The organism is Vibrio sp. JZG10, assembly GCF_054064075.1.
Genome location: NZ_JBSUGE010000019.1, coordinates 49662 through 64747 on the forward strand (window position 1 = coordinate 49662; position 15086 = coordinate 64747).

Annotated in this window: 14 protein-coding genes; 1 reads left to right on the top strand and 13 read right to left on the bottom strand. The window is 46.5% G+C overall.

The window, feature by feature from the left end; translation table 11 throughout:
* Positions 1 to 192: 192 nt before the first annotated feature.
* Positions 193 to 1485: a tyrosine-type recombinase/integrase gene (locus ACWYVB_RS18830; RefSeq protein WP_083148245.1), complete on the bottom strand. Its 1293-nt coding sequence runs from the start codon at positions 1483 to 1485 to the stop codon at positions 193 to 195.
* A 352-nt stretch (positions 1486 to 1837) separates the two neighbouring features.
* On the opposite strand from ACWYVB_RS18830, the gene ACWYVB_RS18835 reads away from it, so the two are divergent.
* Positions 1838 to 2428 (top strand): membrane lipoprotein lipid attachment site-containing protein, encoded by a 591-nt coding sequence (locus ACWYVB_RS18835; protein ID WP_114322627.1) that lies wholly within the window; start codon positions 1838 to 1840, stop codon positions 2426 to 2428.
* 45 nt (positions 2429 to 2473) lie between these two features.
* Here the strand turns inward: ACWYVB_RS18835 and ACWYVB_RS18840 are convergent, their stop codons facing one another.
* Genes ACWYVB_RS18840 through ACWYVB_RS18895 form a run of 12 tightly spaced genes read right to left on the bottom strand, consistent with a single transcriptional unit; the run spans position 2474 to position 15084 of the window.
* A complete protein-coding gene (locus tag ACWYVB_RS18840) occupies positions 2474 to 3697 on the bottom strand; it encodes a beta-ketoacyl-ACP synthase (protein WP_457529740.1) in 1224 nt (407 codons plus the stop codon).
* The gene (gene fabG / locus ACWYVB_RS18845; protein WP_104971409.1) at positions 3694 to 4419 is read right to left on the bottom strand and encodes a 3-oxoacyl-ACP reductase FabG; all 726 of its coding nucleotides are present in this window, start codon (positions 4417 to 4419) and stop codon (positions 3694 to 3696) included. The genes ACWYVB_RS18840 and fabG overlap by 4 nt, the downstream gene beginning before the upstream one ends.
* Positions 4416 to 4880 carry a hotdog family protein gene (locus tag ACWYVB_RS18850; protein WP_395208402.1) on the bottom strand — a complete coding sequence of 155 codons (465 nt, stop codon included), beginning with the start codon at positions 4878 to 4880 and terminating at the stop codon, positions 4416 to 4418. The genes fabG and ACWYVB_RS18850 overlap by 4 nt, the downstream gene beginning before the upstream one ends.
* The gene (locus tag ACWYVB_RS18855) at positions 4873 to 6060 is read right to left on the bottom strand and encodes a beta-ketoacyl-[acyl-carrier-protein] synthase family protein (RefSeq protein WP_457529743.1); all 1188 of its coding nucleotides are present in this window, start codon (positions 6058 to 6060) and stop codon (positions 4873 to 4875) included. The genes ACWYVB_RS18850 and ACWYVB_RS18855 overlap by 8 nt, the downstream gene beginning before the upstream one ends.
* Before the next feature lie 20 nt (positions 6061 to 6080).
* Complete coding sequence (locus tag ACWYVB_RS18860) at positions 6081 to 6692, bottom strand: DUF3261 domain-containing protein (RefSeq protein ID WP_047724393.1); 612 nt, start codon at positions 6690 to 6692, stop codon at positions 6081 to 6083.
* On the bottom strand, positions 6689 to 9031 hold the full coding sequence (locus ACWYVB_RS18865) for an MMPL family transporter (RefSeq protein ID WP_258460471.1): 2343 nt from the start codon (positions 9029 to 9031) through the stop codon (positions 6689 to 6691). The genes ACWYVB_RS18860 and ACWYVB_RS18865 overlap by 4 nt, the downstream gene beginning before the upstream one ends.
* Positions 9003 to 9623, bottom strand: coding sequence for a LolA family protein (locus ACWYVB_RS18870; RefSeq protein WP_104974347.1), 621 nt, complete (start codon positions 9621 to 9623; stop codon positions 9003 to 9005). The genes ACWYVB_RS18865 and ACWYVB_RS18870 overlap by 29 nt, the downstream gene beginning before the upstream one ends.
* A complete protein-coding gene (locus ACWYVB_RS18875; RefSeq protein ID WP_005396015.1) occupies positions 9623 to 10069 on the bottom strand; it encodes an acyl-CoA thioesterase in 447 nt (148 codons plus the stop codon). Before ACWYVB_RS18875 ends, ACWYVB_RS18870 begins: the two co-directional genes overlap by 1 nt.
* Entirely contained in the window at positions 10069 to 11622 is a 1554-nt protein-coding gene (locus ACWYVB_RS18880; RefSeq protein WP_457529746.1) for an HAL/PAL/TAL family ammonia-lyase, read from the bottom strand. The genes ACWYVB_RS18875 and ACWYVB_RS18880 overlap by 1 nt, the downstream gene beginning before the upstream one ends.
* Complete coding sequence (locus ACWYVB_RS18885; protein ID WP_457529748.1) at positions 11606 to 13312, bottom strand: glycosyltransferase family 2 protein; 1707 nt, start codon at positions 13310 to 13312, stop codon at positions 11606 to 11608. The genes ACWYVB_RS18880 and ACWYVB_RS18885 overlap by 17 nt, the downstream gene beginning before the upstream one ends.
* Complete coding sequence (locus tag ACWYVB_RS18890; RefSeq protein WP_114322567.1) at positions 13305 to 13673, bottom strand: ApeI family dehydratase; 369 nt, start codon at positions 13671 to 13673, stop codon at positions 13305 to 13307. The genes ACWYVB_RS18885 and ACWYVB_RS18890 overlap by 8 nt, the downstream gene beginning before the upstream one ends.
* A gap of 10 nt (positions 13674 to 13683) precedes the next feature.
* Positions 13684 to 15084: an AMP-binding protein gene (locus tag ACWYVB_RS18895; protein WP_457529750.1), complete on the bottom strand. Its 1401-nt coding sequence runs from the start codon at positions 15082 to 15084 to the stop codon at positions 13684 to 13686.
* Positions 15085 to 15086 lie beyond the last annotated feature (2 nt).

Below are 15086 nucleotides of genomic sequence, written 5' to 3' on the forward strand. Positions count from 1 at the left end.
ACTGGCAGGAACCAAGAACAATAGACACCACACTGATTGGAAAATGTAGGTCAAACGACCATCCGCAAAGTTTGATGGAAAAGCATCCTGAATTGAAAGGGGTCAAAACCGTGTTTACTATGAGCTGGCACTTAATAAAGATCACATTGGATGATTAGTCCAATGTGTATAAAGAGCTAGATAGTTGGAAAGTTATATGTCATTTGCGCACTTGAGCATGCCTAGACGTTCATTCAATACCTTTTCCCAAGCTTCCAAGGCTGCTCTTTTTTCATCTAAGTATTCATACATATCATAGTGTTTTGAGGAAACATCAGAGAATGAGTGACCCTGTATGCGATCTCGAATTTCTTTTGACAGCTTAATTGTCGCACCGAGAGTTTTTACTGTTCTTCTAAAGTCTCTGCCGATGAAAGGTCTAATCTCTTTTGTTCGGGATTTATAAGTTAAGAGCGCTTGAGCAATTGTGTTGGTGGGCATGTGCTCAAGATGTTCCGTTTTCTTATAAAAGACGTATGGACTATCTTGCGTTGCATTATCCTTTAACTCTTGAAGGATTTTGAACGCTGTTGTGGTCAAGGGAATCACGTGGGAAATGTTAGTTTTAAAGTTGCCTTGTTGAACAGTTAGGTACCTATCTTTGAAGTTAATATCACTCCACTCTAGCGTTACGATTTCGTATGGTCGCTGCCCTCCAAGATAGAAGCAAAGTTTTATTACTTGGCGAGTTTGATAAGCTAAATCGAGGTCTTCATATCGATGATCCATATCCCAGAGTAGTCGTTCGACTTCTTCCCAGCTTAAGAAATGTGTCCTCGCTTTTTCTGCCCACGTCTGCTTAGGTATGTCTGCGATAGGATTTCCTGAAATACCAAATTTTGTATTACGGTTTTTGTAAGCAGGATCACTGTCATAGAAGCGACCAAAGTTGAAAGCGGCATGAAGGATAGAACGTATTTTGTTGCTTTTAGCGGCATACCCAGCTTCAATCGGAACCGCTAATATGTAGATAAAATCTTCAGCTTTAAAATCCTTCGCCTTACGTTTGATATCTAAGTAAGGAAATACGTTATCTACAATTTTTTTCATTTCATCTTGATAAGTTCGCTTTCCTTCAATTCTCTTGTGTTCAGCATGGAGTGTGATTAATTGCTCAAAGCTACCAAGTTCGTTTGCTTCACGCTCTTCTCGAGCTTTTTCTTCAGCTCGGTACTTTAGCTCGGCTTTTGGATCGATTCCTTGAGATAATAGGTCACTGTATTCTTTGCACAGATCACGGGCATGGGAAAGGGTCATACCTGGAAATTTCCCAAGAGATATAAATTGAGCTTTTGAGTCTTTGAAGTAGCGGAACTTAAAGTTGATTGAACCCGAGGGCATGACTTGAACTCCGAGACGGCCTTTCCCTCTCTCACGTGATTTGTCCCAAACGTAATATGGATTTTTCTTTCGTTGTAAGCCTTCTACCTCTTTTGCAGTAAGCATTCAATTACCTCAATTCACAAACTAGCGCAACTTGACTAACAGTAAGGTTAGTCAAGTAATTAGTCAAGTAGTGGGGTGATCTAGTGTAGTTTTATGTAATCATAAATGATATTGTGACTTGTGATATCGGGTACAAATGTATGATTTTATTTAAATTAGTAATCTAATGTAATCTAAGGTAATTATAAGACCATATCACTTCTAAGGATGTGGTCATTGGTTCGAATCCAATAGGGCGTGCCATTTATTCAAAAGCCCCGATAACTCTTTGAGTTGTCGGGGCTTTGTCGATCTTGTCTCAAATGTATTAACTTAGCTCTGTTACATGAGCTTTATTTTGATGCTTAAACTCATGAAAAAAATAATTTTGACTGCATTGATTGTTAGTCTTTTAAGTGGGTGTGTCACACGCAAAGTTCGTGTTTTACCCCAAGCTATAAATATTACCCCAATTACTGATATTGCAATTAAAAACCTTAATTGCAGAATGGTTGACTCTTACACGATCGAGGATGTTCATCCAAACAATGTAGATCGTATACTTAAGAATCAAACTTACGCATCTGGTGGAAACCGATACCATATCGCAACTGTTCTAGATACTAGCCGTGGACGCCCATCTAGTGTTGTTGCGGAGCTTTATGACTGCCAGGTTGCCAAAATCAGTTTAGAAGCTGAGAAAGTTAAATTACTACCTGGTGCAAATGAAGTTCAACCTATCTCGTTTGCAGAAGTCGAAAACAATGAGTGCAAAGTGATTGGAAACAAAGTTGTATCAGAAAGCCAGAAAGGCTCTCTTTTTGATGAGTTGTCTAACCAAGTCTACATGGCGGGTGGTAATCGATATCATGTGACTAATATTATTGAGTCTGAAGGACAAACTCCAACATCTGTTTCTGCTGATATCTATCGTTGCAAGCACCGTTCAGTTGCCTTCAACTAACAAAAAAGCGCTGGTTAACCAGCGCTTTTGCATTTATTAAGGGCATTACATCTTTTTAAAGATGATGGAGGTGTTGATGCCGCCAAAGGCGAAGTTGTTACTCATCAAATATTTCACGTCCAGCTCTCGGCCTTGTCCGGCGATGTAGTCTAAATCACCACATTGCTCGTCGAGGTTTTTTAGGTTGAGCGTTGGGTTGAACCAGCCTGTGTGCATCATTTCTAAACCTAGCCACGCTTCAATCGCGCCACAGGCGCCTAGTGTGTGGCCAAAGTAGCTCTTGAGTGAACTTATTGGCACTTTGCCCAGAGCATTCGCTGTTGCGTTACTTTCCGCAATATCGCCGCGGTCGGTGGCAGTGCCGTGAGCAGATACATAGTCGATCTTCTCAGCAAGAATGCCCGCGTTTTGCAAAGCCATTTCCATACAGATTTGCATGGTTTCCATCTGTGGTTGAGTGACGTGTGCGGCATCACAGTTGCTGGCAAAACCGATGATTTCTGCATAGATTTTCGCGCCACGAGCGACGGCGTGTTCGTACTCTTCCAGAACCAGTGTTCCCGCACCTTCACCAATCACCAAACCATCGCGATCGGAGTCATAAGGTCTTGGTGTGCTTTTCGGGTCTTCATTCTTCAGACTGGTGGCAAAAAGGGTATCGAAGACAGCGGATTCCGTTGGGCACAATTCTTCAGCGCCACCCGCAACCATGACCGTTTGGTAGCCGTGTTTGATCGCTTCGTAGGCGTAGCCGATTGCTTGGCTGCCGGAGGTACATGCACTGCTGGTTGGGATCACTCGGCCTTTCAAACCGAAAAATAGACCAACGTTCACCGCCGTGGTATGTGGCATCATTTGCACGTAAGTCGTTGCGGTGATCGCTTTAGTGGTTTTCTCATTCAGCATGACACCAAATGCGCCGATTGCGTCAGTACTGCCTGTTGATGAGCCGTATGCGATACCCGTTTGGCCATTGGTGAGTACGTCGTTACCAATCAAACCTGCTTGGCTTAGTGCGTTTTCTGTTGCGACGGTCGCTAATTTGGAAACACGCCCCATGCCACGTACTTGTTTACGCTTGTAGTGCTTTGGCAGTTCAAAATCTAAAATTGGTGCCGCGAGCTTGGTGTTCAAACCATCATACTGTTCGTAAGAAGGCATGTATTGCGTCGCGTTCTGGCAGTCACGCAGTTTTGGCTCGACAGATTGCCAATCGTTACCAAACGCAGTCACACCCGACATTCCGGTTACAACAACTCGACGGCTCATACTAGGCCTCCGTTTACCGAAATGACTTGGCGAGTTACATAGCCTGCGATGTCAGACATAAGGTAACTGACTAAACCAGCAACTTCTTGTGGCTCTCCCATGCGGCGCAAAGGAATTTGCGGCATCGCGTGTTCTTTCACGTGTTCGTCTACCATGCCTGTGTCGATAAGCCCCGGAGCAACACAGTTGACGGTGATTTTGCGTTTTGCCAGTTCAAGTGCGAGTGATTTTGTTGCACCAATTACGCCCGCTTTCGCTGCGCTGTAGTTAGTTTGACCGCGGTTACCCATTAGGCCAGAGACTGATGCAAGCGTAACAATTCGGCCGCCTTTGCGCTTTTGCACCATAGGCATAACACAAGGGTGAAGAACGTTGTAGAAGCTATCTAGGTTGGTATGAATCACACCATCCCATTCTTCTTCGGTCATCGCAGGGAAAGCGGTATCTTTTGTGATGCCAGCGTTGTTTACGACGCCATAGTAAGCGCCGTGTTCGGCGATATCGGCTTCTAACTTCTCACGACAATCTGCGCGGTCACTGATGTCGAACTGGATAAGACGACCGCTACCACCATGCTGTTCGATGGTGTCTAGGGTGTCTTGCGCGCCTTGTTGATCGCCCATGTAATGGACAATGATTTGGAAACCATCTTTGGCTAATTGAACGGCAATGGCTTTACCGATGCCTTTGCTGGCACCTGTAACGAGGACTTGTCGGGTCATTGTTGAATCCTGATTTTCATTTCTTGTAATTTTTCTTCTGATGGAACGTAAACGTTCAATTGGCAAGTCGCTACAACAGTTCTTTGTAGCTCAATACGGGCTGAAAAAACCGCCATACCGTTATCTTCCATAACTTTTTCAGCATACACATCGAGCATCTGTCCGCGAGAAAACGTATCGCATTCAGACGTGTATCGACGGCTACCAAGTAAAAAGCCAATCGGTGGCGCTTGTTCTTTCATTAATGCGTGGTAACCAGACCACGCCGCGACAGATTGCGCCATAAACTCAATGCCAACGTAAGCTGGCACAGTTTGAGAGGCCGAGTCGAAGAACGGGTTGTGTTCTGCGATATCAACCTGGCAGTGAATCGTATCTTGTTGAACATCTAAAGCACGATCGACCAAGATCATTGGTTTGTCGTGTGGCAAAAGTTGTTCGATGGGAGGAAGTTTAGTCATGAGCGTAACCAAAAATAAGACTAATATTATTGCCACCAAAAGCAAAAGAGTTGCTGAGAATCGCTTTGTTACCCAGTTTGGTTGGCGTCTCAACTAACGATATATGGATATCGTCTGCTTTGGTTTCGCAGTGTTGTATTGGCAAATCAAGGTTGTACTTGAGAATATGCCAAGCGATCGCGGCTTCCGTTGCACTTGCTGCGCCTAATGTGTGTCCGGTAAGTGGCTTTGTAGAGCTCACAGGGACGGAGTCACCAAAGCAGCGATGAATGGCTTTGCTTTCCATCGCATCGTTTAACGGCGTTGCTGTGCCATGCGCGTTGATGTAACCAATGTCTTGCGCTGTAAGTCCTGCATTGGCCAACGCTTTTTTCATCGCTTCTTCTGCGCCTAAACCTTCTGGATGTGGTGCGGAAATATGGTGTGCGTCTGAGCTGTCGCCAGCTCCGAGAAGAGCAACGGGCGCAGGTGTTTTGCTTAGCAACATTAATGCTGCGGCTTCGCCGATATTGATGCCGTTGCGATGTTGGTCAAACGGCTTACAAAGGGTATCGGATAGAGCTTCTAAACCGTTAAAGCCGTTTAGCGTTAGGCGACAAATGGTATCCACGCCACCCACAATGACCGCATCAACAATGCCAGAGCGAATCAGGCGTTGCGCGGTTAAAAAGACACGACCACTAGAAGAGCAAGCGGTTGAAACTGAGTAATGTGGGCCGCTCAAATCAAAGTAGGTGGCAATAAAATCGCTGCAGTTGCCAAGCTCTTGTTTGGTGTAATGGTAGTCGGCAGGAAACTCACCGCTTGCCAGCTTTTCGCCAAATGCGATTTCGCCATCTGAAATGCCAGATGTGCTGGTGCCGATCACGACTGCGATACGGTCACGACCATATTTAGCAATGGCTTCACGCACGTCGCTTTCGATTTGCTGCAAAGCTGACAGTGCGAGGCGGTTGTTTCTCGTATCAAACTGGCTGAGTGCGGTCGGTAATTGCGGTAACGTCTGTGCAATTCGACCGATTACTGTTTGGCGGCCTGAATTTAAAATATCTTGGTCAACCACCATGTTGGATGGCTTCGCTCCCGATAAACACTGATGGATGAGCGCGTCATCTTGTCCCATGGCAGAGTGAAAGCCACAGGCCTGAATATACAAAGGTTGAGAAGAGCGAATAGGCATATTGTTATTCTAAATTGTTCTTAATTAATCTGATGTTGCAGTGTTTGAATAGAAATTGAAAACTGATGTTTGAGGTGATGAAAATCAATCTCACCCTCTAACTTGTTCGAAGAGCTGTATTGAATCTCAATGATCTTTTCACCGTCGCTATCAAAGATGGCGCGAGAATTATTTTTATCAATAATTCGCCACCTTACCTCATTTAACGATCCTTCCCAAGCGGAACTCGGCCAGAGCGTGATCATCAGGTTAAATAATACCTGTTCTGGCTGCGGTAGCGAACCTTGTAAACCGTTGAGTACTTCGGTTTGGATTTGTTCTCCATCGTAAGACAATGACAGTACTCTTGTCCCCCAGGATGAGAAGCCTGCTAGCACCACTTCGTTGTTGGTTACTTGCAGTTGTACCGGAAGTTGCTCAGATGTGGTTTTACCATCTATTGCCCAAGAAGCCGTAATCAACTGACTGGCAGACAACTGGTAGCCCAAGCTTGCGGGAGTGGGCAAGCTAACTTGGGTGTGCTCGTCAATGTCGACCTGAGGCGTCGATTGGTGAGGGACCAAGCTGCATGCACTTAAAAACAGGCTCAGTGCGAATAACGTCGCGCAGCGAAAGGCGTGATTGAAAATCATGACGTCGTTTCCTCTGTTTTAATTGCAATCGGAGAGAGCAGCCAAGCGACAAAAATACCACTTAACACCGTAATGCCGAAACTGTGAATTGCGTGAGTTTGGCTGAGTGACAGCAACCCAAATGACAACACTGTGGTGATTGCCGAAAGGGTGATCGCCAATAGTGTGCTCACACTGCGGGCTTTCTCGGCAAAGAACAGAGTGTAATCGATCCCTATACCAAGAATGAGCACCAAGCCAAGCAAGTTGAACAGGTTTAATGTTGTTCCCATCGCGACAGCCGTTGCCAGACCGCAGGCGCAAGCAATCAATGATGGCAGTAAAACTCGCCAACTGTGTTGCAGACCGTACCGCTTGATTAACACCAGAAAGATCACAGTACTGGCGGCTGCCAACAGCTCCATGATTTTGATTCGGTATTCACCAAATAGGGCGGAAATTTCTTCTGCTTTGTTTAGGTAAACAACATCAGACTGCGATTTGGCAAATGCCTTAACAACGGCGGAGTCTTGCAATTGGTTTAACACCACTACCGTTGCAGATTTTCCTTTGATCTTACCCAAATGGAGAAAACGCACAGGCGCTGATACTGGGTTTTGCAAGTACTGATCAACCGTGACAGGGATAAAGTCGGCGTCCATTTTAGGCTTTTTACTTAAGCTCAGTCCGGAAGCTAGTGGGCTGGATTGTGTCGCGTAAAGATCGCGAATCAATTGATAGTCTTGTTGCTGACGCTCCACCGAGCTCAAGTAGCGACTCAGACTCTGGTAGCTTTCGATGGTGCTGTCCGCTTTCCACGCTTCTAATGTTGGCGTCAAAGACTCCAGCTTTTTCATTAGGTTTTCGTCATCGTCGGCGGTAACGACCAACATTTGCTGAGAAGATTGCATGCCACTGAGCGTCGTAATCAAGGTTTCTTGCTGCTTGAGATCGTTCGGCATCGTTTGCAGCAGACGAATGTCGTCATCGTAGTTCAATTGCAGCAAGAAAAAGCCACTCGCAACCACACATAACATCGGTAATCCGACTTTAATTCGAGGTTGATTCCAAAGCGTTAACCATTTCGCCAACAGTGATTGTCCCGGTAAAGTCGAAACGGAGCGCGATGGGTTACGAGCCAGTATCGGATACCAAGCCACCACGGTGATGTAAGCGGCAATCAGACCAATGGATGAAAACAGCGCAAGCTGCTGCAAACCAGGAAACGGTGCCACTAACATGCCCAAATAGCCGATCAAACTGGTGATTAAGCCCAGTGTGATCGCTATGAAAATGTGCTTTAACCCTTGCTCGCTATCCCATTCATTTCCCGCCGCAAGACGTTCCGTTAGGTAGTGGAATGCGTAGTCGATAGACACACCGATTAAACTTGCGCCAAACACTAAGCTGAACAGATGGACTTTTCCAAAAATCCACGTCGTAACGGACAACGCAACGAGCAAACCAATGGTGATGGAAAGCAGTGCCAGAGACAGTGGCATCACACTACGAAAGACCAACACGAACAATGCAATGATACCGAGCAGAGAGAACACACCGATGGTACTGATCTCCGATTTTGCACTTTGCGTACCAAAGTCGGCGTAAAATAGAACGCCAGTATGTGCGACTTCAGCGCCATATTTCTGCGCGACGCTGTGTTCTAGCGCTTGAATATCAGGGACTGCAAGCTGCCCAGTTAGGCTATAAGGCGAGTCTTTTAGTTCGGCAGTAATAAGCAAGTATTGAGCACCGTCTTTTTCGACGGACAGATAGCCGTTATCCAATCGGAAAGAGGACGATTGCTGGGTAACTTGGCTTAAATAATCACGAAATAGCAAGAAAGGGTCATTTTGTAACTCTTGTCCGGTCACTCCAGAAAACGGGTTGTACAGCGACTGAATCACATGCTGCACTTGCTGTTCTGGGTTTTGGCTTAAACGTTCTCGTTGTTCAGACGTCAGCAATTGGAATCGGTGCTTAAAGTAGTAACTCGCCCAAGCTTGCTGTTCTTGAGGTGAGATTTTTCCTACCACATCGCGAAAATGATTACTTTGGCGTAACCCCTTATCAAATTCAGCGGCCGCTGCAAAAAGGGCATTTTTGTCCGGCGCTGTGATCACGAAAATGACTTTGTCGCTCATACTTGCCGAGACCGACTCAAAGGCTTGCTCAGCCACCGGGTTTTGCTGATTCTTCGGCAGCAGTTTTAAAATGTTGGTCTCAATCGGAGATTCTGCACTCCAAACCCATTGTTTGAGTAGCAACGCGCCCGCTAAAACAACGAGATTGAGCCAAACCAGAGCAAAGGTGTGAGTGCCGAGACTGAGTTTAGAAACGGAATTGAGCGTCTTCGGCATCCGTGAGTTCCTGAGGTAGAGAGGTCTGGTTCGTAAACGTGATTTCGGTCTTATCGCCACGCAGCTCTTGTAGGGTTAGGCGATCAATGTGCGTTTTACCGGAAAGAGTAATGGATTGAAACACCGCATTTAATGGCGACTGTTTGGGCACTAAAACGAGCTGCCATTGATTGTTCTCAACTGAAAAATCGAGTGTGAATTGTTCTTGCAGTGCAGAAGTATCCCCGTGGAACACGGATAAAAACACATGACTAAAGTAGAACGCCATTGGGTTTTCTTGTGCAGAGATCGTTTTCGGTGCTTGGTCGGCAAAAGTTTGACGAAGTTTGTTTTCCGTCAATACCAAATTGACTGCGAAAGGTTCTGTTTGTTGCCACAACAAGCCATGTGTTTTGCTCAGTGTGAACTGACCTTTAGAGGTTAAAGGTTGACTAAACATTTCCAGATGACGCTGCTGCGTAAAATCTCCGCGTACGATTTCATGCTGAGACAACTGCTGCTGAAGCGATGCCAAATCTGTTACGTTTGCTGTCGGTGTGGCCAGTGCTGAAACAGAAAATATCAGCAAAAAAGAGAGTAACCACTTTTGCATTAGTTCAGGCTCCCATGGTTGTGCCATTGCTCTACTTTATCTAAAAAAACTGCTGGAGACACAAAGCACATCTCTTGCTTTTCAATGGATACGGCGACTTGCGTTGTATGCGCTTTGCACATACGTTGATTCGTTTCGGCGTCGTAAATCACGTAATCCACACGCAAGCGGTTTTCCCACTCAGTGAGTTGTGCGGTAATACGAATGGTGTGATTAAACGGAATCGCCTTGACGTATTTAACGCGCGTGTCGATGATCGGCCACATGTACCCAGAGTCTTGCATATCGCGATAGCTGTATTGGATCTTCTCCATCAGCACACGACGCGCTTCTTCAAAATATCGAAAGAAGTTGCCGTGATAAATCACGCCCATCGGGTCAGCATCTTGGAATGAGGTGACTATAGTCACCTCCGCTTCTAATGGGTAGAGAACCTGCTCTTGCATTATACCTCCGCGTAGAGTGGCCAATGACGTTGCTGAATGCGTTCAATAAAATGACGCAAATCTTGTTCTAACGGGCGATCTTCAATCACAAATTCAAACTCGCTCAGTACGGCGTCACGAATTACTCGCAAACTCTGACTCATGTGGTGTTCGTCCAATTCGTTATGACGACGACGAATCTCAATCGCTTGAACGCTTGCTAGGAGTGAAGCCGCAGCAACTTGCTCTGTTAACTCAAGTACGCGTAGGCAATCACGAGCTGCAATGGTGCCCATGCTCACTTTGTCTTGGTTGTGACATTCGGTTGAGCGAGAAAAAACGCTCGCTGGCATGGTGTTTTTTAACGCTTCTGCCGTCCAAGCTGAGATACCAATCTGAACCGCTTTAAAGCCGTGGTTGATCGGTTTTCGCTCGCCTTCTGCACCAGTTAAGTTAAACGGCAGGCCGTTATTGAACTTGTAATCCATCAGTTGCGCCATCTGACGGTCCAGCAAATCAGCTAAGTTGGCAATGTTCACTTTCAACGTGTCCATCGCCATTGCGATATGACCACCGTAGAAGTGACCGCCGTGCAGAACGCGCTCGTTGTCGCCATCGATAATTGGATTGTCGTTGGCACTATTTAGTTCATTCTCAATCAATTGACGTAGCCAAGGCAGTGAGTCTTGCACCATGCCAATTACGTGTGGCGCACAACGCAGCGAGTAACGATCTTGCAGTCGGTCACTATTGCGTGGCGGACGTTCAGCATTGAGATCATCACGCAGCCAAGCCGCAACTTGTTGTTGACCTGGGTGAGGTTTTACCGCAAACAACGCTTCATCAAAGTGGAAATCGTTACCTTGCATACCCACAGAGACCATCGCGGTAATCTTGGTGCATAGCTGCGCTAGGTATTCTGCGCGTTTGTAGGCAAGACAGGCGAGGGCAGTCATCACGGATGTACCGTTCATTAACGCCAAACCTTCTTTTGGTTTTAGGCGAATTGGCTCAATGCCCAGCTCTGCAAACACTTCTTGTGTTGGTCGCACATCGCCTTTGTAAAGCACTTCACGCTCGCCAACTAAGGTCGCCGCTAGGTAAGACAGAGGCGTTAAATCGCCACTTGCACCCACCGAGCCTTCTTGTGGAATACGCGGCGCAATGTCGTGATTGATAAGCGTAACGATTTGGTTCAACAGATCGTGAGACACGCCAGATACGCCCTGCGACAATGAACATAAACGGGTTGCCAGCACCGCGCGAGCTTGCTCATGAGAAAGGATCTGACCTAAGCCACAGCCATGGAAGCGCGTAAGGTGCAACGGAAGTTCATCCACAAGAGCGGGTGGAATCGCCACTGTACATGAATCGCCGTAACCCGTGGTCACGCCGTAAATAACGCCTTCTTCTTTCAGTAATCGTTCCAGAAACGCCACGCCACGATCGATTTTCGCGATAAATTCTGGCGAGGTGTTCATGTTTGCCTTTGCACCTTGAGCAATGGCAACGACATCTTCGATGGTTAAAGATTGGGCACCAAAAGTGATGTTGTGATTATTGTTGTTTGTCATGTGGCTGATTACTTAAAGTCCAGAAGTTAAAAAAGTTGTACCACTGTAACGGCGCTTGCAGTGTGTGGTGTTCTAATCTTTGTGCGTACTGTTGAACCACGTGTTCTAGTGCCTGCTGACGCTCCTTGCGTGGTAGCGTGATTTGGTCACTAAAGTGTTCAAAGTACACATTAAAATGCGGAGTGTTTGCTTCGTCGTCGCGTAGGCCGAAGAGTAGGTAAACCGGCGCTTTTAATACCGAGGCCAGCATGAATGGGCCTTGCGGGAATGGTGCGGGTTTACCAAGAAAATCTGCCCAAACGACACGATTTTCTTTGCCGGTGGAAGTGCGATCGCCAACGATCACTACCCATTCGCCTTGCTCGATTTTTTGTTGAAGCAGAATCGCGGTGTCTGGTCCCATTGAGCTGACTTGAATCAGATTCAGTTCCGAATTTGGGTTTACCGCCTTCATTACCGCATTAAATTGTTCAGCGTGTTGGGTAAATACCAAGGCATTGATTTTGACATGAGAATGTCGACGACCAAGCGCGCGGCAGAGTTCGATGTTGCCAAGGTGCGAGCCCAAAATGACCACGCCTTGTTTTTTCTGCGCCATCTCTTCGAAATGATGTTGGCCGTGAATGGTTAGGTTGTCGACATTAAAGTCACCTTGCCATGCTGCCAGTTTGTCGAGCATGGTTTGCCCAAAAGAAAGCAGATGATGATAGCTGTCCAACTGTTTTGGCAGTGCGATGTTCTGCTGCGCTGCGTAGCGCTGCAAGTTTTGCAGGTAAATCTCAGACGCTTCACGGGCAGATTTACCCGTGAAGTGGTAGTAGCGCATGACTAACTTCAAAATCAGGTCGAACGCTTTTCTGCCGAACAAGCGGTAAACCGCAAGCAAGGTTTTGATGCCTAAAATCGTGCCTTGTTCTTTTCGTTTCGACCAGTGGGCATTGCTGTCGTCTGTGTGATGGCGCTTTCTGGCGAGTAGCGAAGGGATGCGCGGCAACATGCCAAAAAATAGGCGAGTGTGCATCCAGCTTATCTTGACGTTATCCCACAATGCGTCGAAGTGGGAAATGCCACCTTCAGGATAGATCACGCGAGTTGGAACAAAATCAATATCGACCCCTTCCCAGTACATTCGCACCAGAATTTCGATATCAAAATCCATGCGTTTGCCGATGTTGTCCTTGTTCAACACGGCGACCGTTTTCGCCACTGGGTAGGCGCGGAAGCCGCACATGCTGTCTTTGATAGACAGTGACAAGGTTTCTATCCACACCCAAATGTGCGTAGCGTAGCGACCATACAAACGGGATTTAGGTACACTCTCGTCGTATATCGGTTGGCCAGAAATCAGGTTATCTGGTTTTGTTTCGCTGGCGCTGAGCAATTTGGGTAGTGCTTCTAGGTCGTGTTGACCGTCTGCGTCGATTTGAATGGTGTGCGTAAAACCAAGCTGGTGAGCTTGATGTAGGCCAGCCATTACCGCGCCACCTTTACCTTGGTTTTCGCTCAAACTAATCAGTTTTATCAGCCCTTGCTCACTCAAAGCTGAAAGCGCTTGTTTGGTGTCTTCATTGCTGCCGTCGTCCACGACCAGCACTGGCAAAGCGAAAGAGGATAACGACGCAACCACGTCTGCAATTGTGCTGCCGTGGTTGTAGCAAGGAATTAAAAAGCAGGGACGGTAATTACTCACGTGACTCACCCAGTTTCATTTTTCCTGACGAGTGAGTCACCAAGGTTTCACCGCTTTTCGATGTGTACTTAAAGGTCAATTTCTCACGCTCATTGTCCCAAGAGAGTGAGAGACAAACGTCGGTGTTTGGCAGAATCGGCTCTTGAAATTTGATGACTTCCATTCCTTTAAATACCTTGGGAGTGTTCAAATATTGAACGGCGTAGAACAACGCCCAGTCAATTTGAGTGACGCCGGGTAAAAGAGGGAAGTGACTGAAATGACCTTGGAAATCTAAGATGTCAGCATCCACACGCAGCGACAGCTCTGCGGTGTGGTCACTCACTTCAATATTCTGAATAGTTGGTTTTCTTTTTTCCATGTTACTAGCTTTATTGGAATAATTTTTCAATTTCAGCAACTTGGCGTTTGCCTTGGCTGTTCAATGGAATTTCGTCGACCACTCGGAATTTTCTCGGGATAGCGATCGGTTCTAACCAATTGCGAAGTGCCTTGCGAAGTTCAAGCCAAAACTTGCCTTTACCAAGTTCATCAAGCACATCACCGCCTTTATCGTTAAGTACGATGATCGAGACTAACGTGAGGCGACCAGACTCTTCCATTGGGATCACCACGCTTTCTTGAACCCACGGCAATTGCTCTAAACGTTTTTCCACTTCGACAAGGGAAATACGCTTTTCTTCGACTTTGACGATTCGGTCAGTGCGTCCAAGCAATTCAAAAGAAATACTATCATGGAAATAGCATTCATCCGCAGTTTGGTACCAAGTGTTTTCATCAATGTGTGGCGAGCGGAGCTTTAAACAATTTTCATGGTTAAGCTCGGCTTCAACACCAGGGAATAACGTCCAAGGAGTGCTGGCTACGTGCTGCTGACGGTAAGCGATGCCGCCGGTTTCTGTGCTGCCAAAGACTTCAATAGGAAGTGACCCAAACAACAACTGGCTGTGTTGCGCGGCTTGGTTTGGCAGGGGGCCACCAGAAGAAAATACGCACCGAATCGCAACCGGATTATGCTCTTCACTGAGTCGTTTTAGTAACGCAGGGCTGCTTACTAGCGCGGTGTCAGTATCGGCGTGATGGACAATTTGCTCAGGGAACTCAAGGTTGTGTGCTGAAAATGGACGTGCAGAGCACAAAGGCCACAATACGCGGAACAGCAAGCCGTAAATGTGTTGATGAGAGACGGTGCTTTCAACGCGTGTGTTGGCAACCGTGTCGCCCCATAGGTTGTCTAGAATAGACACTTCGATATCGAGCTGTTTCAGCGTTTTTGCAATGGCTTTTGGTTTGCCGCTTGAACCAGAAGTAAATAGTGTTACTGGTATTTTTGCCAGATTCAATTCACGCCAAACAAAAGGTTGTTCTACCTGTTGCTCGTGAATCAAGGTGATGTCTGACAATGATTGAGCTTTTACTAGGAGTGAACTCACCTGTTCTGGAACCGAGACATCGGCATCGTGCAGCAATAAATCGTAGTGCTCACTGAGTTCTTTGAGTGCTTCTGGTTGGTAATTACCAGGCAATACAATGGATTTTCCTGCGTGACAACAAGCAAAAAAGCCAACGGCAAACAGGTAGCTGTTGCTAAAACACAACGCAATGTTTTGCGTTGGTTGGGTTTCTAACTGCCGAGCAAGTGTTGCAACGTGCTGCTGGAAATCACCCCAAGTGATAACTGTGTCGCGATCGTAAGAGACAGGGGATTGCTCAGACCTCTCTGCGATGAACAAGGTCGCTAGGGAGGTAAAGCTCGAATACGTTGTATTCATAC